Here is a 19,567-nt window from a genome sequence, read left to right as displayed (position 1 = left end):
CTTGCCCCGACGTTTCCGTCGTTGCGAGCCGCCCATTATAGCCGGCTTTTCCGCTTCGTCAACACCCTTTTTCGAGGGCCGTCTCACCGAAGTGGACGTTGTTGCCGATGCTGCTTCGTCGTGCGACCCGGAGGTCTTTTCGTCGAAGCGAGCCGCCTATTATGTCAGGCTTTTCGTTTCCGTCAACACCTTGTTTCGAAGGATGTTGTCGCCGCTTTGGCTTGGTGTTCACCGGGGTGAAGACCGCGTCGCAGCGAGGGAGCGAATACTAAAGACTTCTCGAAATTCGTCAAGCGCTTTTTTCAATTCGTACCGACCAACGCCCGGTACCTGCCGTGTGTGGGCACAGCGCCAACGGCGATGCGCAGCACGCGCGTTGCGCGTGCTGCGCAGGGCTGCCAACAATGCAGCTTCTTGTCGTCAGGGAAGCATGCGTCATGTCTGCGGTTGCCAAGCGTTCGTTGTTGCGCGATCTCTCATTGCCCGCCGTGGTCGCAGGCTTCATTACGGTGCTGGTGGGCTTTGCCAGTTCCGCGGTGATCGTGTTCCAGGCCGCACAGGCGGTCGGTGCAACGCAGGCGCAGATCGCATCGTGGATGTGGGCGTTGGGCCTGGGCATGGGCGTGACCTGCATCGGGCTTTCGCTGCGCTACCGCGTTCCCGTGGTCACTGCATGGTCGACCCCCGGTGCCGCGATGCTGGTGGTAGGCACCGGCGCGGTGGCCTACAGCGATGCCATCGGGGCATTCGTACTGGCGGCGGTGCTGGGGATGCTGGCCGGCTTCTCCGGTGTGTTCGCCAAGGTCATGCGCCGCGTGCCGATGGCGTTGGCCGCCGGCATGCTGGCCGGCGTACTGCTTCGCTTCGGGCTGGAGGTGTTCGTCTCCATGGGCACGCAGCTGGGCATGGCGCTGGCGATGTTCGCGACCTGGCTGGTCGGGCGCCGGCTTTTCCCCCGCTACGCGGTGATTGCCACCCTGCTGGTGGGCGTGGGCGTTGCCGCCGCACAGGGCCTGCTGCATGCCGGACAGCTGCGGTTGGAACTGGCCACCCCGGTGTTCACCTGGCCCACCCTGTCGTGGCCGGCGGTGTTCGGCATCGCCCTGCCCCTGTTCGTGGTCACCATGGCCTCGCAGAACATTCCCGGGGTCGCCGTGATCCGTGCGTCCGGCTACGACACCCCGATCTCCCCCGTCATCGGCTGGATCGGCGTGGCCAACACGGTGTTGGCCCCGTTCGGCGCCTACGGCCTCAACCTCGCGGCGATCACGGCGGCCATCTGCATGGGACGCGAAGCGCACGAGGATCCGGCCCGACGTTACACCGCCGCCGTGGCCGCCGGTGCCTTCTACATCGTGGTGGGCCTGTTCGGCGCGACGGTGGCCGCGGTATTCGCCGCCTTCCCCAAGGAACTGGTGGCCTGCGTCGCCGGCATCGCCTTGTTCGGCACTATCGCCAACAGCCTGGCCATGGCCCTGCGCGAGGAAAGCGACCGCGAGGCCGCACTGGTCACCTTCCTGGTGACCGCCTCGGGCCTGTCGCTGGGCGGGATCGGCTCTGCCTTCTGGGGCCTGGTGGCCGGCGGCATCTGCCTGGTCGCCTTGCGGCAGCGCGGTCCCGCCCTGCCCTGAGCGCAGGCCGCGCTTACTGGGGCAGGACGCGGAGGGTCTGCACCAGGCTGTGGCGCGCGCCCGGGGCCAGGGTGACCACGTCCGGGCCGGCGTTGGCCGCCTCCAGGCACACATAGTGCTTCCAGCCGGCGCCGACGTCGGCCATCTTCGCCGCACCTGCCTGGCCGGGGTTCCAGGCCACCAGCGAGCGACTGCCCTGGGTACTGATCTCGATGCTGCGCTTCAGCCCCGGGTCCTTCAGCACGTAGCGTCCACCGGCCTGGGTATAGATGCGGTCGCTGCGGCCGGGGTCACGCGGGTCGTTGAGCGACCAGTCGCCCTGTTGGGTGCGCGGGGTGGCGTAGTTCTCGAACTTGTCCAGGTAGGTCAGGCCATCCAGCCCGGACACGCTGACCTGCATGGCGTCGCTGACCTTGAAGTAGTTGTGCAGGGCCTGGGTGAAGGTGACCGGCTGGCGGCCGGTGTTCTCGGTGACCAGGCGCTGTTCGAGGGTGCGGCCGATCCGCAGCTGCATGCTCAGGCGCAGGTCGAGGGTGTCCAGCGCCGGCGGGGCGAGGGTCAGCACCACGGTGCCATCGGTTTCGCGCTGCGCGCTCTGCAGGGTCCATGGCACGTTGCGCACGAAGCCATGCGAGGGCACGTCACTGCCCTGCCCCTGTTTGCCGAAGTACGGCCAGCACACCGGGCTGCCGCCGCGGATGGGGGTGGGCAGCGCCTGCGCGGTGGGCGACAGCCACAGCACGTCCTGGCCGCCCTTGGGAATGAAGGACAGCAGCTGCCCGCCAAACACGGAGATCGCGGCAGTGGCCAGCGGGGTTTCCACCTTCCAGGCCGGGAAGCCCTGAATGTCGACGATGCTCAGGCCCTCCAGCTTCGGCAGCGCGGCGCCGGGGGCAGCCGGCGACTGCACGAGGCGGGCGTGGTTGGGCGGCAGGGAGAACGCGGTGGTGTCGGGCATGGCGGTAGTGGGCTTGGGTAGAGGGGGTGCGCTGCGCAGCGCGGTGAGGATGCGTTGGCCGGCGCGGCCGTCCGGATTGGGCCAGCCCAGCGCCTGCTGTTCGGTCTGGATGGCACGCCGCGTGGCAGTGCCGACCATGCCATCGGCGGCACCGATATCGTGGCCGCGTGCCAGCAGCAGGGTCTGCAGCTCGCGGCGTTCAGTACGGCCAATGCCGGGATCGTCGGTGGGCCAGGCCGCCACGATGCCGGGCCCGCCGCGCAGGCGGTCGGCCAGGGTGGCGATGGCCAGGGCGTAGCTCTCCGCGGCGTTGTAGGCGTAGATCGCATCGTAGTTGCGGAACACCAGCCAGGCCGGGCCCTTGGCGCCGGTGGGCAGCAGCAGGGCGGCATTGGCATCCTCGGGCAGTCCCGCAGGCGCGAGCGCGCCCCCACCGATGGGGGCAATGCCCAATGCCCGCCAGGCCGCGAGCGGCTTGCGCTGGGTGCGCCCGGCCAGGCTGGGATTGAAGCCCGCAGGGATCTTTACTTCGATGCCCCACGGCTGGCCGGTGCGCCAGCCGGCCTGCTTGAGATAGTTGGCGGTGGAAGCCAGCGCGTCGGGAATGCTGGCGACCAGGTCGCGGCGGCCATCGCCATCGCCGTCCACCGCGATACGCGCATAGGTGGAGGGCATGAACTGGGTGTGGCCGAAGGCGCCGGCCCAGGAGCCGGTCAGGCCATCGGCACTCAGATCACCGGCGTCGAGCAGCTTGAGCAGGGCCAGCAGCTCGCCGCGGAAGAACGGCTGGCGGCGGCCGTTGCAGGACAGGGTGGCCAGCGACTGCAGCAGCGGGCGCTTGCCGAAGACGCGGCCGTAATCGCTCTCCACGCCCCAGACCGCGACGATGGTGGCCGGATCCACGCCGTACTGCGCGGATACGCGGGCGAGCAGGGCGCGGTGCTCGTCCAGGCGGGCGCGGCCGTCGTCGACGCGTTGGGTATCGACCAGGGCGGCCAGGTAATCCCACAACGGCGTGGTGAACTCCGGCTGCGCATCCAGCAGCGGCAGCACGCTCAGGTCCGGGGTGAGGCCGGCGGTGAGCCGGGTGAACCCGGCCGCGCTGACGCCCTGCTTGAGCGCCTGCGGCTGCAACGTGGCCAGGCAGCGGTCGAAATCGTCCTGCGGCGCGGCAGCGGCCGGGGCGCTGGCCAGGCACAGCGCGCCCAGCAAGCCGACGGTGGTAAACCTCATTGGCGTGAATCCCTGCAGCCAAGTGTTACCGCATGATAGCGGCAACCCACGCGGTTCAGGCCCGTTCCAGCAACCGCAGGCCGAAGGCGGGGGCATCGGCATTCCACTGCATGCGCACGCGCAGGCCGGCCTCGGCGATCAGCGCGCCGAAGGCGGCGTCGGTGTACTTGTGGCTGTATTCCACCGTCATCGCTTCCCCCTCGGCGAAATCGAACGCGCGGCCGGCCACGTGCACCCGCTGTGCGCAACGGCTGACCAGCTCGGTTTCAATGCGCAGGCGCGGCACGCTGTAACGCGCGCGGTGCTCGAAGCCGTCCAGGTCGAAGTCGCTGCCGATCTCTCGGTTGAGCCGGCGCAGCAGGTTGAGGGTGAACGCCGCCGTGACCCCGGCCGCATCGTTGTAGGCCGCTTCGATCAGTGCCGGGTCCTTGTGCAGGTCGATGCCGATCAGCGCCAGCCCGGTGGGGCCCATGGTCTGGCGCATGGCATCGAGCAGCGCCACGGCATCGTCATGGGCGAAGTTGCCGAGCGTGGAGCCGGGGAAGAACAGCAGCCGGCGTGCCGGTTCGCGCTGCGGTTCGGGCAGCGTTACGGCGCGGGTGAAGTCAGCGCAGACCGGCAGCATCTCGATCTCCGGCAGCGCTTCGGCCAGGCGTGCCACGCTGTCGAGCAGCGCCGCGCGCGAGATCTCGATGGGGGTGTAGGCCACCGGATCTGCCAAGGCATGCAGCAGCAGCTCGGTCTTGCGACCGCTGCCACTGCCCAGTTCCACCACGTGCAGGTGCGGCCCCACGGCGCGGGCGACCTCGGCGCTGACCTGCTGCAGCAGCTGCAGCTCGGTGCGCGTGGGGTAGTACTCCGGCTGGCGGGTGATCTGTTCGAACAACTGCGATCCGCGTGCATCGTAGAAATACTTGGAAGGCAACTGGCGCGGGCGCTGCGACAGGCCGTGCAGGATATCGGCGGTGATCCGCGCGCTATCCGGCTGCAGGTCGGTCAACGCATCCAGGGCATCACTGACAGTGCTCATGCGGCATCCTTGGCCAGGCGCAGGCCGGCGAACTGCCAGCGCGCCGACGGTGCGAAGAAATTGCGGTAGCTTGGACGGATGTGGTCGGCCGGGGTGGCGCAGCTGCCGCCACGCAGTACCCACTGCCCGCACATGAACTTGCCGTTGTATTCGCCGAGGTTGCCTTCGAAGGTACGGAAACCGGGATAGGCCCCGTAGGCACTGCTGGTCCACTCCCAGACATCGCCGAACAGCTGCAGGTGGCGTGCGTGCGCGCTGCCCTGGTCGGTCGCGGCCGGATGCAGGCGCCCGCTGTCGGCGAAGTTGCCCTGCGGCGCCTGTCCGGCGGCGGCCGCTTCCCATTCGAACTCGGTGGGCAGGCGCGCACCGGCCCAACGGGCGTAGGCGTCGGCTTCGAAGTAGCTGAGGTGGCAGACCGGTGCATCGGGGTCGAGCGCGCGCCAGCCCGCCAGGGTGAACTCGCGCGCCAGTGCGTCATCCCAGTACAGCGGGTGCTGCCAGTGTTCCTGCTGGCACAGGCTCCAGCCCTCGCTCATCCAATGGGCGGGTTCTCGGTAGCCCCCGGCTTCGACGAAGCGGCGGAACTCGCTGTTGCTGACCGGGCGGTTGGCCAGCGCATGGGCAGGCACCAGCACGCGGTGCACCGGCGATTCGTTGTCATAGGCGAAGGCGGCATGCGCCGGCCACGCGGGCGCGCCGATCTCCACGATCTGTTCCGGGCTGTGGATCCACGCCAGCGGCGAGGCGGTGCCGGTGCTGCGCGGCAGGTCGTCGCGGTAGGCCGGCTGCAGCGGGTTGCTCCACAGCGCGTGCTTGATGTCGGTGAGCAGCAGCTCCTGGTGTTGCTGCTCGTGGTGCAGGCCCAGCACCAGCTGGCGGGTGGCCTGCTCATCCAGTGCATCCGCCTGCAGCGCCGCCAGCACGCGCTGGTCGACCAGGCTGCGGAAGCGCAGCACCTCGTCCAGTGAGGGCCGCGACAGCAGGCCGCGCTGCGGCCGCGCATGGGCCGGGCCGATGCTCTGGTAGTAGCTGTTGAACAGGTAATGCCAATCGGCGTCGAACGCGACGTAGTCCGGCTGGGTCGCCAGCACGAAGCGCTCGAAGAACCACGTGGTATGGGCCAGGTGCCATTTGCTCGGGCTGGCATCGGGCATGCTCTGCACCATCGCATCTTCGGCGCTGAGCGGTGCAGCCAGGGCCACGCTGCGGGCGCGTACCCGGGCGAACTGGGCCGCCAGTGCGCTGGCAGCGGTGACGGCGGTAGGAGGCGGGGCAACGACGGCGTTCATCGCACGAAGGATCGGCGAGCATGGGTGAGCGCGATGTCATGGCGCGGCGTACGCGGTGTTACGCCGTTCAAGTTGAATAGGCGATCAGGGCAGCGCGTCGAGATAGAGCCAGCGCCCATCGAGGCGCACGAAGCGGCTGTGCTCCTGCATCTTCACCGCGCTGCCGCCGCCGATCCGGTAGCGCGCGGTGAAACGCACCTGGGCGTGGTCGGCATCCTGCAGGGTCTGTTCGTGCACGGTCAGACCCAACCAGTGCGTGCGCTGCCCGGCCGGCCGGCTCGTCCAGCGACAGGGTTTCCGGGCGGGTATCGGGGTGCCAGCTGGCCAGAAGGTATGCGGGCAGCTGCTTCACATAGGCGCTGTAGCGCGAGCGCATCAACGCCTCGGCATCGGGCGCGGCGTCACCGGCGTGGAAGCGGCCGCAGCAGGCGGCGTAGGCGACGGGGCGGCCGCAGGGACAGGGATCGGCAGGGGTCATGGGCGTATTGTGCCGCGGGGAGGCGTATGCTGGCGCGCTTTCCGCCGTGATGCGCTGCCGTGTTCGAGCTGGTTCCCCCTGAACTGTTGTGGTTGGTGGCGATCGCCTTCATCGCCGGCCTGGTCGATGCCGCCGTGGGTGGTGGTGGGCTGGTGCAGTTGCCCGGACTGTTCACGGTGCTGCCGCAGCACACTCCGGCAATGCTGTTTGGTACCAACAAGTTCAGTTCGATGTTCGGCACCGCCGCAGCGGCATTCCGCTACGCGCGCAATGTGCGCTTCCCCTGGCGACCGGTACTGTTCGCGGCCGCCACGGCCTTCGTGTTCTCGTTTGCCGGGGCCACGGCGGTGAGCCTGCTGCCCAAGGACGCGGTGCGCCCGCTGGTGCTGGTGCTGCTGGTGGCGATGCTGGGCTACACGCTGTGGAAGAAGGACTTCGGCGCCCTGCACCGGCCGCGCGAGATCGGCCGCAAGGAACTTGCCACGGCGCTGGCGATCGGCGCGGTGATCGGCTTCTACGACGGCTTCTTCGGGCCGGGCACCGGCAGCTTCCTGATCTTCCTGTTCGTGCGCTTCTTCGGGCTGGATTTCCTGCGCGCCTCGGCCGCCTCGAAAGTGGTCAACCTGGCCACCAACGTGGCCGCGATCTCGTTCTTCGTGCCGACCGGCAACATCCTGTGGCTGTTCGCCATCCCGATGGCCACCGCCAACATCGTCGGTTCGGTGGTCGGGACCCGGCTTGCGCTGCGCGGCGGCACGCCGTTCATCCGCAAGCTGTTCGTGGGCCTGGTGGTGGTGCTGATCGCCCGGATGGGCTGGGACACGTTCGCCGGCTAGGCAGGTCAGTCCTCGACCTGCCCGGCCGCGCTGCGGGTGCGCTCGGGAAGCTTGAGCCGCTTGCCTTCTTCGTCGTACTCGATCAACAGCACGCCGGAGTCGTGGCGGCCGCTGATCTCGACGAAACAGGCGCCGCCGATGAAAGGCTCCAGCGTCATCACCGATTTCAGCGGGGTGGCCACCACCATCTGGAAGCCGAAGTTCTCGAAGATGTTCATCGCCAGGGCGGTGAACTCGTTGTCGGCCTTGTCGAACGCTTCGTCCAGCACCACGGCGGCGTAGCTGGGCAGCTGGCTGTCGGCGCCGCCGAGCTGGTAGCGCAGCGCCGCCGCCAGGCAGGTGGTGGCCAGCTTCTGGCGCTGGCCACCGGACTTGCCGGCGCCGCTGCGGTAGATCTCGACCTGCTGGCGGGTGGCGGCGTCCAGTTCCACGCCGATGAACTCCACATGCAGGCGTACGTCGAGCACGTTCTCGCGCCAGCGCTTGTCCTCGCCTTCCTGCGAGCCCAGCCGCTTGACCAGCTCGCGCAGCACGGCGAACTGGGTCTCGGCGACGTCGCGCTCTTCGGTCTGGTGATGCGACAGCACTTCGCGCAGGTGCTGGTGGAACTCGAGCACTTCCGGCAGACGCCGGTCGCTGAGCTCGATGGTCAGCAGGGTGCCGCGGTTGAACGGCACCTGCTCCAGCGATGCATTGACCTCGTCCAGGCGCTGGCCGATCGACTTGCGCGCTTCGGCGCTGTGCCGCTGCAGGGCGAGCAGGTTGTTCTTGCTCTGGTTCTGCAGCAGGTCGAAGAAGCGCTCCTCGTGCTGCGGCAGGCCGTCGCGTTCCAGCCGCGCCAGGCGCGCCAGGTAATCCTCCGCGGAAGCCACCGAGGCGGTGAAATCACCGGACTCCTCCGGCCACGCCTGCGCGAAGCGCCGGAAGCAGCCCACCAGCTGGGTCTCGACCCGGTGCACGTCCTGCTGGGACGAAGCCAGGCTTTCGTTGATGCCCTTGCTGATCTCGCGCATGTGCGCTTCCAGCGTTTCCAGGCTGAGCCCGCCGAGCAGATCCAGGCGCTTCTTGAGCCCGGCTTCCTGGGTGGCGCCCAGCGCCGGCAGCACCAGGGCGCGGCTGCGCTGGCGCTGGGCATCGAGCTTGTCGCGTTCGCGCGAGAGCTGGATGAGCTCGACCCGGGTGTCTTCGTAGGTACGTCGTGCCTGCACGATGTCCGCACGGGCCTGGTCGATCTGCTCGGCCAGGCGGGCCAGGTCGGTATTGCCTTCGCGCAGTTCGCGCAGTGCCGTTCCGATGTCCTGCAGGCGTTGCAGCGCGGTGGCGACGTCGACCTCCTCCCACGCCACGTTCACCAGCTGGTGGCAGGCCATCCGACGCTCGTTGTCGAGGTCACGCTGGCCGCGCAGGCGCACGACATCCTCGTCGCAGGCCGCAATGCGTTGCGCCAGTTCCTGCGCTTCGCGGCGGAACAGCGCCAGCTTTTCCTGGTTGTTGAAGCCCAGCAGCCAGCGACGGCGATCGCCGATCGCGCTGCGGTCATCCTTCTCGAACCGGTCGCCGGGATGCTTGACCTGGCCTTCGCGCGAAATGCCGCGTTCGACATCGCGCAACTGCCTGGCATCGACGCACTCATAGTCGAAGCGTTTGCCCAGCTCGCGGCGCAGCCATGGCTCGAACACGCTGTCGCGCAGCTCCAGCTTGTGCAGCAGCGAGCGCGCGGACGGCGAGCGTGCGATCGCGTCGTCGTTGCGGCGGACCCGGTAGTAGGTCAGGCGCATGCCCAGCTGGGTGCGATTCACCCAAGCGTTGATCTCGTTGTAGTGCTTGTCTTCGACCAGCAGCGACTGTGCAAAGCCGAACAGCACGCGCTCGATCGCCCCCTGCCAGGCACTCTGGTCCTCGTGGACCTGGATCAGCTCGCCCACGAACGGCAGTGCGGCCTCGGGCACGCCGGTTTCTTCGGACATCCGGCTGCGCAGCTTCTGCAGCGGCGCGGGAATGCTGGAAGGATTGCGCTCCATGGCCTCCAGTTCCGCGCGGACATCGGCGAAACGGCGGGTATCGTCCTGCTTGCCAGCCTGGCGCTCGGAGATGGCGTCATCCAGGGCTGCGGCAGCCTGCTGGCGGTTGTCGAGTTCGCCCTGCGCGCGCGCAACCAGCGCAGCGAAGCCGTGGGCGTCATCGGGAAGTTCGTTCTGCAGCCTGGCGGCGGCCTGGCGGGCCTGCTCGCGCTTGGACTGGCGGCGGTCCAGTTCGGCCTGGGCCCGGCCCTGTTCGCGTTCGAGTTCCTCGATGCGCTCGCCGCCCTGCTGGCGACGCTGCAGCTCCAGCTCGGCCAGGTGCTCCTCATGGTTGGCCAGGGCCTGCCGGCGCTGGGTTTCTTCACCCTGCAGCCCGCGGTTGCGCACATCGATTTCCTGCAGCCGCTTCTCGAGCAGCAGCTGCAGGCGCGACTCGCGGAAACTGTCCAGGCCCAGCTTCAGCGTCTCCTCGTCGGCACGCTGCAGGTTCATCGCCTTCAGTTCGGCATGCAGCGCGCGCGCCGGCAGCAGGGTTTCCACCTGCAGGCGGGCGGTGACCACCGACTTGTGCGCGCCATCCAGTTCGGCGAAGTCGCTGACCAGCCGTTCGGCGGCATCGAAGGTGCGCGGCGTATCCAGCATGAAGTCGCGCAGGAAGACGTTCAGGTCGCCCAGGTTCTTGGCCGACTGCGTCTTGTGCAGCAGGCGCAGCGCCATTTCATTGTCGATGCCCAGCAGGTGCCGGAAGCGCTCGGCGTAGCCGGTGAAGCTGTCGAAGTGGTGTACATCGCCCAGCCGCTGCTTGAGCTTGCGCAGGTCCAGGTCGAAGCCGCCGAGGTCCTTGGCGATATCGAACGGGCGCTCGGCGATCAGGTAATGCTTGCGGACGTCGGCGGCAGCCGCGCCGTTGCCGGCGATCCAGAACAGCCGCACCAGGCTCACCACGCGACCATCGCCGGCGCGGTACTCCAGCACCAGCGCGGTCCAGGTGGCGCCCTTGCGCAGGTATTGGGTGGCAATTTCGCCGGTGCCCCGGTCCTGCTGGTCCGCCCACGCGCCACGCACGTAGGAGACCAGGTTGCGGTCGCGGCCGCTGCGTTCGGCTTCGCGGGCGGCGGCGTTGAAGTCCACGATCGACGGCGGCACCAGCATTGCCGACATGGCATCGAGCAGGGTCGACTTGCCCGAACCGGAACGGCCGACGAACAGGAAGCCGCGCTCGGCGATCGGAACTTCGGTCAGGCCGTTGAAGGTGCCCCAGTTGTGCACCTGCAGCCGGCGCATGCGGAACTGCTGCTGGCGCGGGTCCGGCAGCCCTTCGGTGAACAGGGCAGGAGTGTTCTTGGAGATGGCCATGCGTTATCGGTCGTTCCGTTCAGGCTTTGGCAGCAGGGGTTTCGCGCAACTGGCGGTACACCGACGAAAGTGCGGACACGTCTTCGGCGGAGAACAGCAGCTTCAGTGCGGGCGATACTTCGTGCCGGTCTTCCTGGCCCGCCAGGCGGGTCAGGATGTGGTTCTCTTTCATCTTCTGCACCGCCGCCGCGACGCGACGGTTGAACCCGGCGCGGTCGGTGGAGAGGTTCTTCTCGTAGATCGCCAGCGCTTCGGCCATCTCGGTGTCGGCCACGACCGCGCGATTGCCACGCGCGTCGGCCTCGGCCAGCTGCTGGCGCAGGTACAGCAGCAGCACCGAATCGATGAAGGTCAACGGCGAACTGCGCAGCAGCACCGGCGCTTCGACGTCTTCGGTGTCGGCCTGGCGGGTGAAGGCCACGCCACTGTCGCGGTCCAGCACCAGTTCCAGGAACAGGTCGGCCAGCGAGGAGCGGATGGCCGCTTCACTGCGGATCAGCGCCGGCCACAGCTTGGGATGGCGCAGCTGGTCGATGCTGGGGCCGATCAGCAGCTGGCACAGCGCGCGGCGCCCATCCAGCGGCAGCCGGCCGGTGTCGCCCAGGTAGTAGACGTCGTTGTTCCGCCGCGGCAGCGGCGTGACCACCACCGGCTCTGCGTCGAGGTCGGGTGCGTCACCGTCGATCAGGGTGGCGTCGTTGGAATCTTCATGCCAGCTCATGGCGTTTCTCCTGGGTGAACCAAACCAACGGGATACGGGCCCGCCGCCACTGTCCATCGCCGCCACGCCAATGCGCGGTTTCCTGTTCGCCTTCCACCACCGTGCCGTGGCGCGTGCCCAGCGACAGGTAGCCGATCACGCTGCCCAACCCCTGCGGCGCGTCGCGCTGCGACAGGGCCTGGGCAATGCTCAGCTTCGGTTGGATGGCCAGCAGGTCGTGCAGGTCGCGGCGCAGGGTGCGGAAGTCGATTTCCGACGAAGCCACCAGGTCGCCAACGCTTTCCAGCGAAATGCTGGCGGCATCGTTGCGCTGTACGCTGCCATCGACGTGGGCGCTGCGCGGGTCATGCAGTTTCCACTGCGACCACGAGCGCAGGCGGCTGGTGGTCAGCTGCAGGTCGCGGCCGATCGGCCGCTGGGCGGTGAATTCATCGCGCAGCGCCAGTGCTTCGGACTGCGCCTGCTTGAGCAGCTGGTTGAGCCGGCGCTGCTCAAGATACCCACGGCTCTGCACGAAGCCGCGCAGGCTGCGCGCGAAGTGCTGCAGGACATCGTGGACCTGGCCGCCGCGGTCGAGCATGGTGCCGGTGAAGCCGCGCAGGAAGGCGCGCTCGTCACGGTCCAGCTTGCGGGCAAAGCCGCGCGCGAGCACGGTCTCCAGCGCCGCATCCAGCTGGGCGCTCTGTTCGGCATCGTTGAGCAGCCGCCAGAACGCCTGGAAGCTGCGTCCGGCGTCGCTGTCGCCGATCACATCGACGCCCTCGAACAGCCGCGACAGCACGTCGCCGCGTTCGCTCTCGTCGTCAATGATGCGTTCGCGGAACTCGCGGTTGAGCCGTTCGAAGTCGTCGCGGACACGGCGGAAGTCTTCGGTGAGATCGTCGGCCAGGCCGATGATCTGGCGCGCCCGTTCCAGCGCGCGCTTGCCATCCAGGGTCGCCACGCGGCCAACCCCGACCCGCGCGATCTCCGCGTCGATGCGGTCGCGCTCGTCGCGCAGCGCCGACAGGCGCGCGTCCGGATCGGACTCGGTCTGCGCGGCCAGCTGCGAGAGCTGCTCGATGACCAGTGCCAACCGGCTTTCGGTGGCCGCCACGCGCGTCTGCTCCAGGCTGTCGGCGAAACGGATCGCCTGCAGCGCCTGGGTGGACAGTTCGTACTGCTCCTGGTCGGCGCCCTCGGGCAGGCGCCGCTCCAGCCAGCCCTGGGCCAGCCAGTGGGCGATGTAGGCCTGGGCGGTGCGCGGCAGCTCGCGCGACAGTTCTTCGCCATTGAGCTGGTCCAGCGCGCGCTGCAGGCGCTCGTGCAGCGCTGCCGCCGGCAGGGTGCGCTCGCCGTCCATCAGCAGGCTCTGCAGCAGGCCGATGATCTCCGGGGCGTTGGCAGCGGCCAGCAGCTTCCACTGGGGCTGTTCGCGCAGGGTGCGGTAACGGGTGATGCGTTCGCGGTGCTTCATGCAGCCAGGACATCCGGATAGACGCCGCGCGGCCAGGCGCCGCGCAGCGGGAGGGGCATCGGCCCGGCACGCTCATGCCGGGCGCGCGGCGTACTCAGCGCTTGCCGCCCACTTCGATGAAGCGCAGGAACTCGGCCCGGGTGCGGGCGTCTTCGCGGAAGCTGCCCAGCATCTTGGAGGTGACCATGCTCACGCCGCGCTTGTGGATGCCGCGGGTGGTCATGCACTCGTGCGCACCTTCCACCACCACGCCCACGCCGATCGGCTGCAGCACGTCCTGGATGCACTGGGCGATCTGCGCGGTCATCTTCTCCTGGACCTGGAAGCGGCGGGCATAGGCCTCCACCACGCGGGCCAGCTTGCTGATGCCCACCACCTTGCCGGCCGGCAGGTAACCGACGTGCACGCGGCCGATGATCGGCGCCATGTGGTGTTCGCAGTGGCTTTCGTACTCGATGTCACGCAGCACGATCAGTTCGTCGTAGCCGGCGACCTCTTCGAAGGTCCGTTCCATGTAGGCACGCGGGTCGTCGCGGTAGCCGCTGAACCAGTCGCCATAGGCTTCGGCGACGCGCCGCGGGGTGTCCAGCAGTCCTTCACGGGTGGGATCTTCACCCGCCCAGCGCAGCAGGGTGCGCACGGCCGATTCGGCCTCGTCCTGGGTCACCGGGGTCACGTCGTTGTCTTGTTTGCTCATTACATACAGCACCCGAAGGGGGGCGAGCATCGTACCCGACAGAGCCCCCGGGCGTCCCCCGGCCGTTGGGCTGCGGTTGGGCCGGGGGTATTGATAGGAATGAAATTAGTAGTATCCTATCTATCTGCCATGAAACGCTCCCTCGACGAACGCACCCAGCTGCAGATGCAGCTCAGCTCCGGCCTGCTCCACTCAGGGCGGCAATGGCAGCGCCTGGCCGACCAGGCGTTGGGCAGCTATGGCATTTCCGCCGCCTGCACCATGCCGCTGCTGATGATCGGCCGCGCCGGCGGTGGTATCCGCCAGGTCACCCTGGCCCAACAGCTGGGCATGGAAGGCCCCTCGCTGGTGCGCCTGCTGGACAAGCTGTCGGCCAGCGAACTGGTCCGCCGCGAAAGCGATGCCAGCGACCGCCGGGCCAACCTGCTGTGGCTGACCGACAAGGGCGAGGCGCTGGTGAGCGCGCTGGAGAGCCAGCTGATCGGCCTGCGCCAGGACGTGTTCGGCGAGCTGACCACCGAGGAACTGCGCACCGTGCTGAAGCTGTGGAAGCTGCTGGCCGAGGCGTCCGACCGCGTGACGTAAGCCGCTGCCCTGCCCCACCTCCCGGTGTTGTCCTGCGACGCCGTGGTGTTCCCCTTTCCGCTTTCCTGCGAACTTCCTGCCCCGATGTACGGTGAATTCAGTCTCTATGGTGTGTTCGTCCCGACCCTGCTCGGGCTGATGCTGCTGGCCTACCTGCTCAAGAGCGGGCTGCGCCTGGTCCTGCAGCGCACCGGCGCCTACCGCCACATCTGGCACCCCGCCCTGTTCAACCTGGCCGTGTACGTGATCGTGCTCGGCGGGTTGTTTTCCCTGATGCGTTGGATGCAATCGTGAACAAGATCCTCAAGCACACCTTCCCGGTCGTCCTGACCGTGGTTGCCGTCATTGCCGCCCTGCTGGTGCTGCGCCACCTGTGGTCGTACTACATGGACGAACCGTGGACCCGCGATGCGCACGTCAGCGCCGACGTGGTCCAGGTCGCGCCGGACGTGTCCGGGCTGGTGGAAGCGGTGAAGGTGGCCGACAACCAGCCGGTGAAGCGCGGCGAGGTCCTGTTCGTGGTGGACCGGGCGCGTTACCAGATCGCGCTGGAACAGGCCCAGGCCACGCTGGGCGAACGCCGCGCCACGCTGGAGCAGCTGCGGCGCGAGATCGCCCGCGACCGCAGCCTGCAGGACCTGGTGGCCGCCGAGGACGCCGAAGTGCGCCGCGCCAAGCTGCAGGCCGCGCAGGCGTCCACCGCCACCGCGCAGGCCGCGGTGGACCTGGCCAAGCTCAACCTGGCCCGCACCGAGGTGCGCAGCCCCAGCGACGGCCACGTCAACGACCGCACCGTGCGCGCCGGCGACTACGTTACCGCGGGCCGCCCGGTGATGGCGGTACTGGATACCGGCTCGTTCCGGGTGGATGGCTACTTCGAGGAAACCCGCCTGCGCGGCGTGCATGCCGGGCAGAAGGTCGACATCCGCCTGATGGGCGAGGCGCAGCCGCTGCAGGGCCACGTGCAGAGCATCGCCGCCGGCATCGAGGATCGTTACCGCAGCGAAGGCTCCAGCCTGCTGCCGAACGTGACCCCGGCGTTCGACTGGGTGCGGCTGGCCCAGCGCATCCCGGTGCGCATCCACATCGACACCATTCCCACCGGCGTGAACCTGATCGCCGGGCGCACCGCCACGGTCACCATCGAGCCGGACGCCGCCACTCCCACCCCCACGCCGGCGCAACCGGCACGGGCGGCACTGTGAACCGCCCGACCCTGCACCGCATCGCCTTCGCCCTGGCGCTGACCAGCAGCCTGGCCGCATGCCGCACGGTCGGCCCGGATTACGCGGTACCGGCCGGTTCGGCTTTCCAGCGCCCTGAGGCCAACGCGGCGTTCATCGACACCGCCAACCCGCAGGTGGCACCAGGCGCCGAGCTGCCGGCACGCTGGTGGGAGCTGTACCAGGACGCCACGCTAAATGGACTGGTGGAACAGGCGCTGCGCGACAACGTGGAACTGAAGGTGGCCGATGCCAACCTGCGCCGCGCCGCCGCCGTGTACGAGCAGGCGCTGGATGCCGGTGGTTTCGAATACGAAGCCGAGGCCGGGGTCAGCCGCGCGCAGCTGTCGGCCGAATCGTTCCTGCTCGAGCACGAGCTGCCGCCGATCAACCTGGCCGACGGCAAGTTCGCGGTGTCCTACCAGTTCGACCTGTTCGGCAAGCTCAAGCGCGCCTCCGAAGCCGCGCGGGCCGATGAGCAGTCGGTGGCCGCGGCGATGGACCTGGCGCGGGTCTCGCTGGTGGCGCAGGTCGCCGGCAGCTACGTGGAGATCTGCCACGCCAACCACGAACTGCACGTGGCCGAACATTCCCTGCAGCTGCAGCAACGCAGCCGCGAGGTGACCCAGCGGTTGATCAGCGCCGGGCGCGGCACGCCGCCGGAGCTGGCCCGCGCCAATGCGCAGGTGGCGATGCTGGAAGCCGCACTGCCGCCGCTGCAGGCGCAGCGCCAAGCCTCCGAATACCAGCTGGCCGCCCTGCTCGGCCGCACCCCGGGCCAGCTGCCCGAGGGCGTGGACGCGTGCGACCACGCCCCGACCCTGGCCCAGCCGCTGCCGGTGGGCGATGGCCGCGCGCTGCTGCAGCGCCGCCCCGACATCCGCCAGGCCGAACGGAAGGAAGCTGGCTGCGGCCACCGCGCGGATCGGCGTGGCCACCGCCGAGCTGTACCCGGACATCCGCCTGGGCGCGTCGCTGGGCGCGGCCGGCCTGCTCGCCGATTTCGGCGAGCCGCTGACCCAGCAGTGGTCGTTCGGCCCGCTGATCTCGTGGACGCTGCCGTCCTCGGGCACCCACGCGCGCATCCACGCCACCGAGGCCGGGGCCGATGCGGCGCTGGCCGAGTTCGACCACAGCGTGCTGCAGGCGCTGCGCGAAACCCAGACCGCGCTCAGCCGCTACGCACACGACCTGCAGCGCCTGCAGTCGCTGCAGCAGGCGCAGGCCCAGGCGGCGCTGGCCGCCGAGCAGAACCGCCGGCTGTACCAGGGCGGGCGCACCCCGTACCTGTCCAGCCTGGACGCCGACCGCACCCTGGTGTCGGCCGATGCCACGCTCGCGCAGCAGCAGGCGCAGGTCTCGCGCGACCAGATCCAGCTGTTCCTCGTACTCGGTGGCGGCTGGAACGCCGACGCCGCACCGACAACGTCAACGCCGACAGGCGCACAGACGGTGACGTCAACGCCGACAGGCGCACAGACGGTAGTGCCGACTGTTAGTCGGCAAGCTGCCAGTCGGCACGCCACAACCCAGCAGCACTAACCCAATGCTCCTGCTCGACCGCCAAGCCTGGCTGTTTTCGGTAAAGACCTTCCTGGCCGCCCTCGCCGCGCTCTACATCGGCCTGGCCGGCAACCTCTCGCGCCCGTACTGGGCGATGGCCACCGTCTACATCGTCACCCAGCCGATGCTGGGTCCGACCCGGGCCAAGGGCGTCTACCGCATCGTCGGCACGCTCATTGCCGGCGCGGCCACGCTGTGGATGCTGCCGCACCTGGTGGAAACGCCGCTGCTGCTGAGCGCGGCGATGTCGCTGTGGCTGTCGGCGTGCCTGTTCATCGCCCTGCTCAACCGCGGCCCGCGCGGCTATGCGTTCCTGCTGGCCGGTTACACCACCGCGTTCATCGGCTTCCCGGCGGTGACCTCGCCGGACACCATCTTCGACACCGTGGTGGCGCGCAGCGAGGAAATCATCCTGGGCACGGTGGTGGCGGTGCTGTTCGCCTCGCTGTTCTTCCCGACCTCGGCGCGGCCGATGCTGCGCGCGCGGATCGGCAACTGGATGGACGATGCCGCGCAATGGTGCCGGCAGATCCTGCTGCGCGGCCAGGCCCATGGCCCGCGCAACCGGCTGGCCGCCGACCTGGTGCAGTTCGAGGCGCTGATCGAGTTCCTGCGCCGCGATGACCCGCGCCATGCAGGCGCAGCGGTGTCCATGGAGCGCCTGCGCGAACGCATGTTGCTGATGCTGCCGGTGCTGTCGTCCATCGCCGACCGGCTGGGCGCGCTGCGCGCCGGCGGCCGCGCGCTGCCGCCGGGGCTGGAGTCGCTGGTGAACGACATCGCGCACTGGCTGGAACAGCCGGGCCGCTCCAGCGCCAGCGAGTACGCCGCGCTGCGCGCGCGCATCCTGGCGCTGAAGCCGGCGGTGGATGGCGAGCTGGACCACCTGCTGCTGGTCACCCTGCTGCTCCGGCTGGAGGAGCTGGTGGACCTGTGGCAGGACTGCGCCACGCTGCACCAGGCCATCGAGAACGGGACCGCGCCGCTCGACGTCGCCCACTACAGGATCAACGCCAAGCGCCTGGGCGCCAGCCGCCACGTGGACTACGGCATGGCGCTGTTTTCGGCGGCCAGTGCCGGCGTGGCGCTGATGACCTACTGCGCGCTGTGGATCGGGCTGGGCTGGGAAGGCGGTGGCAACGGCGCGATGATGGCCGCGGTGGCCGCCGCGTTCTTCGCCGCGCAGGACGACCCGGCGCCGAGCATGCTGCAGTTCCTGCTGTGGGCGATCGTGGCCAGCCTGGTGGCGGCGGTGTACCTGTTCGGCGTATTCCCGGCGGTGCACGACTTCGGCAGCCTGGCGCTGGTGCTGGCGGTGATCTTCCTGCCACTGGGGCTGCTGCTGCACCGGCCCAAGACCGCGCTGATCGGGCTGCCGTTGACGGTCAACCTGGTGGCGCTGCTGAACGTGCAGAACACCTACAGCGCCAACATCCAGAGCTTCATCAATTCGTCGGTGGCGATGTTCATCGGCATTGGCTTTGCGGTGGTGATGACCCGCCTGTTCCGCTCGGTGGGTGCTGAATGGACCGCCCGCCGCCTGGTGCGCCAGGGCTGGACCACGCTGGCCGAAGCGGCCGAAGGCCGTGGCCAGCAGGACCGCCAGCAGTTCGCCGCGCGCATGCTGGACCTGCTGGGCCTGCTCGCCCCGCGCCTGGCGGCCACCCCCGAAGGCAGCGACATCGCCTCGGTGGACATGCTCACCGAGGCCCGCATCGGCCTGAACATCCTGCAGCTGCGCCGGGCACGGCATGGGCTGCCGGCGGCGAGCATGCAGGCGATCGAGGCGATCCTGGACGACGTGGCCGCGCATTACCGCGCCCAGGTGGCGCTGCGCCGGCCACAGCCGGCGCCACCCGCGCTGCAGGCCAAGCTGGAGGCCTCGCTGAAGCGGGTGCAGACGGTGGAGGCCGGCAAGGCGCGTGATGAAGCGCTGATGGGCGTTCTGGGGCTGCGCTATGCGCTGTTCCCGGAGCAGCCGGCGGTCACACAGGGGGGAGTATCCTGACGCCCTGCATTCCTGCATGGAACAAGGTAATCCCAATGAGTTACGACGTGATGGTGTTCGACCCGGCCGTGGCGCCGCGCGAAGCGGAGGCGTTCCTGCAGTGGTACAACGCGCAGACCGAATGGAACGAGAAGCACGAGTACGACGACGCCGCCGTCTCGGTGCCGGCGCTGCAGGCCTTCTTCACCGAACTGGCCGAAGATTTCCCGCCGATGGACGGCCCGCTGTCCGATGACGAGGATGACCGCCCGCAGGTGACCGACTACAGCATCGGCACCCATATCATCTATGCCTCGTTCGACGACGAGGTGGCCGAAGACGCCCATGGCAAGGTGCAGATCCTGGCCAACAAGCACCAGATCGGCTTCTTCGATGTCAGCGGCGACGGTGCGATCGTGTACCCGGACGGCACGGTGCTGATTCCCGGGGAAGAGGAAGAAGAAGAAGGCGACGCCTGATTCTGTAACGGCGGTAGCGCCTTT

At 68.8% G+C, this 19,567-nt stretch carries 14 protein-coding genes and 2 pseudogenes; 8 read left to right on the top strand and 8 right to left on the bottom strand.

All coding sequences use genetic code 11. The annotated features are described in order from the left end of the window. Positions 1–437: 437 nt before the first annotated feature. On the top strand, positions 438–1,631 hold the full coding sequence (locus tag QE395_RS18850) for a benzoate/H(+) symporter BenE family transporter (RefSeq protein WP_249833369.1): 1,194 nt from the start codon (positions 438–440) through the stop codon (positions 1,629–1,631). 13 nt (positions 1,632–1,644) lie between these two features. Here the strand turns inward: QE395_RS18850 and QE395_RS18845 are convergent, their stop codons facing one another. From QE395_RS18845 to QE395_RS18830, 4 genes and pseudogenes are all read right to left on the bottom strand, one after another. Beyond that, complete coding sequence (locus tag QE395_RS18845; protein WP_306990375.1) at positions 1,645–3,822, bottom strand: lytic murein transglycosylase; 2,178 nt, start codon at positions 3,820–3,822, stop codon at positions 1,645–1,647. Between the two features lie 55 nt (positions 3,823–3,877). Then, positions 3,878–4,852: an L-histidine N(alpha)-methyltransferase gene (egtD, locus tag QE395_RS18840; protein ID WP_306990373.1), complete on the bottom strand. Its 975-nt coding sequence runs from the start codon at positions 4,850–4,852 to the stop codon at positions 3,878–3,880. Beyond that, on the bottom strand, positions 4,849–6,141 hold the full coding sequence (gene egtB / locus QE395_RS18835; protein WP_306990371.1) for an ergothioneine biosynthesis protein EgtB: 1,293 nt from the start codon (positions 6,139–6,141) through the stop codon (positions 4,849–4,851). Before egtB ends, egtD begins: the two co-directional genes overlap by 4 nt. An 84-nt stretch (positions 6,142–6,225) precedes the next feature. Continuing rightward, positions 6,226–6,619: pseudogene (locus tag QE395_RS18830) on the bottom strand (YchJ family metal-binding protein). Between the two features lie 59 nt (positions 6,620–6,678). On the opposite strand from QE395_RS18830, the gene QE395_RS18825 reads away from it, so the two are divergent. Then, on the top strand, positions 6,679–7,455 hold the full coding sequence (locus tag QE395_RS18825; protein ID WP_068847948.1) for a TSUP family transporter: 777 nt from the start codon (positions 6,679–6,681) through the stop codon (positions 7,453–7,455). Between the two features lie 5 nt (positions 7,456–7,460). Here the strand turns inward: QE395_RS18825 and QE395_RS18820 are convergent, their stop codons facing one another. From QE395_RS18820 to folE, 4 genes are all read right to left on the bottom strand, one after another. Further along, the gene (locus QE395_RS18820; RefSeq protein ID WP_306990369.1) at positions 7,461–10,832 is read right to left on the bottom strand and encodes an SbcC/MukB-like Walker B domain-containing protein; all 3,372 of its coding nucleotides are present in this window, start codon (positions 10,830–10,832) and stop codon (positions 7,461–7,463) included. Positions 10,833–10,851: 19 nt separating this feature from the next. Further along, positions 10,852–11,553 carry a DUF4194 domain-containing protein gene (locus QE395_RS18815; protein WP_068847952.1) on the bottom strand — a complete coding sequence of 234 codons (702 nt, stop codon included), beginning with the start codon at positions 11,551–11,553 and terminating at the stop codon, positions 10,852–10,854. Next, positions 11,540–13,009 carry a DUF3375 domain-containing protein gene (locus QE395_RS18810; protein ID WP_068847954.1) on the bottom strand — a complete coding sequence of 490 codons (1,470 nt, stop codon included), beginning with the start codon at positions 13,007–13,009 and terminating at the stop codon, positions 11,540–11,542. Before QE395_RS18810 ends, QE395_RS18815 begins: the two co-directional genes overlap by 14 nt. A gap of 94 nt (positions 13,010–13,103) precedes the next feature. After that, complete coding sequence (folE, locus tag QE395_RS18805) at positions 13,104–13,706, bottom strand: GTP cyclohydrolase I FolE (RefSeq protein ID WP_068847956.1); 603 nt, start codon at positions 13,704–13,706, stop codon at positions 13,104–13,106. A 129-nt stretch (positions 13,707–13,835) separates the two neighbouring features. Between folE and QE395_RS18800 the strand changes: the two genes are divergently transcribed. The 6 genes and pseudogenes from QE395_RS18800 to QE395_RS18775 all read left to right on the top strand — a co-directional run bounded on the left by QE395_RS18800 (position 13,836) and on the right by QE395_RS18775 (position 19,543). Next, a complete protein-coding gene (locus QE395_RS18800; protein WP_068847958.1) occupies positions 13,836–14,291 on the top strand; it encodes a MarR family transcriptional regulator in 456 nt (151 codons plus the stop codon). Between the two features lie 84 nt (positions 14,292–14,375). Next, entirely contained in the window at positions 14,376–14,585 is a 210-nt protein-coding gene (locus QE395_RS18795) for a DUF1656 domain-containing protein (protein WP_017354740.1), read from the top strand. Beyond that, positions 14,582–15,496 (top strand): HlyD family secretion protein, encoded by a 915-nt coding sequence (locus QE395_RS18790; RefSeq protein ID WP_179197390.1) that lies wholly within the window; start codon positions 14,582–14,584, stop codon positions 15,494–15,496. Before QE395_RS18795 ends, QE395_RS18790 begins: the two co-directional genes overlap by 4 nt. Beyond that, positions 15,493–16,930: pseudogene (locus QE395_RS18785) on the top strand (efflux transporter outer membrane subunit); the annotation flags it as partial. The gene QE395_RS18790 and the pseudogene QE395_RS18785, both read left to right, overlap by 4 nt. A 130-nt stretch (positions 16,931–17,060) precedes the next feature. Beyond that, a complete protein-coding gene (locus QE395_RS18780; RefSeq protein WP_306990364.1) occupies positions 17,061–19,085 on the top strand; it encodes an FUSC family protein in 2,025 nt (674 codons plus the stop codon). Between the two features lie 35 nt (positions 19,086–19,120). Next, on the top strand, positions 19,121–19,543 hold the full coding sequence (locus QE395_RS18775; RefSeq protein WP_306990362.1) for a hypothetical protein: 423 nt from the start codon (positions 19,121–19,123) through the stop codon (positions 19,541–19,543). Positions 19,544–19,567 lie beyond the last annotated feature (24 nt).

The organism is Stenotrophomonas sp. SORGH_AS_0282 (genome assembly GCF_030818125.1).
Taxonomy (GTDB): domain Bacteria; phylum Pseudomonadota; class Gammaproteobacteria; order Xanthomonadales; family Xanthomonadaceae; genus Stenotrophomonas; species Stenotrophomonas rhizophila_A.
The sequence above is the reverse complement of the archived record's forward strand: the minus strand, read 5'-3'. Positions and strand labels throughout refer to the sequence as shown.

Excerpts from the sequence above, each read along its gene's own strand:
- QE395_RS18795 (WP_017354740.1), top strand. The coding sequence starts at position 14,376 with ATGTACGGTGAATTCAGTCTCTATGGTGTGTTCGTCCCGACCCTGCTC.
- egtD (WP_306990373.1), bottom strand. The coding sequence starts at position 4,852 with ATGAGCACTGTCAGTGATGCCCTGGATGCGTTGACCGACCTGCAGCCG.
- QE395_RS18815 (WP_068847952.1), bottom strand. The coding sequence starts at position 11,553 with ATGAGCTGGCATGAAGATTCCAACGACGCCACCCTGATCGACGGTGAC.
- folE (WP_068847956.1), bottom strand. The coding sequence starts at position 13,706 with ATGAGCAAACAAGACAACGACGTGACCCCGGTGACCCAGGACGAGGCC.
- QE395_RS18800 (WP_068847958.1), top strand. The coding sequence starts at position 13,836 with ATGAAACGCTCCCTCGACGAACGCACCCAGCTGCAGATGCAGCTCAGC.
- egtB (WP_306990371.1), bottom strand. The coding sequence starts at position 6,141 with ATGAACGCCGTCGTTGCCCCGCCTCCTACCGCCGTCACCGCTGCCAGC.
- QE395_RS18810 (WP_068847954.1), bottom strand. The coding sequence starts at position 13,009 with ATGAAGCACCGCGAACGCATCACCCGTTACCGCACCCTGCGCGAACAG.
- QE395_RS18850 (WP_249833369.1), top strand. The coding sequence starts at position 438 with ATGTCTGCGGTTGCCAAGCGTTCGTTGTTGCGCGATCTCTCATTGCCC.
- QE395_RS18845 (WP_306990375.1), bottom strand. The coding sequence starts at position 3,822 with ATGAGGTTTACCACCGTCGGCTTGCTGGGCGCGCTGTGCCTGGCCAGC.
- QE395_RS18820 (WP_306990369.1), bottom strand. The coding sequence starts at position 10,832 with ATGGCCATCTCCAAGAACACTCCTGCCCTGTTCACCGAAGGGCTGCCG.
- QE395_RS18775 (WP_306990362.1), top strand. The coding sequence starts at position 19,121 with ATGAGTTACGACGTGATGGTGTTCGACCCGGCCGTGGCGCCGCGCGAA.
- QE395_RS18780 (WP_306990364.1), top strand. The coding sequence starts at position 17,061 with ATGCTCCTGCTCGACCGCCAAGCCTGGCTGTTTTCGGTAAAGACCTTC.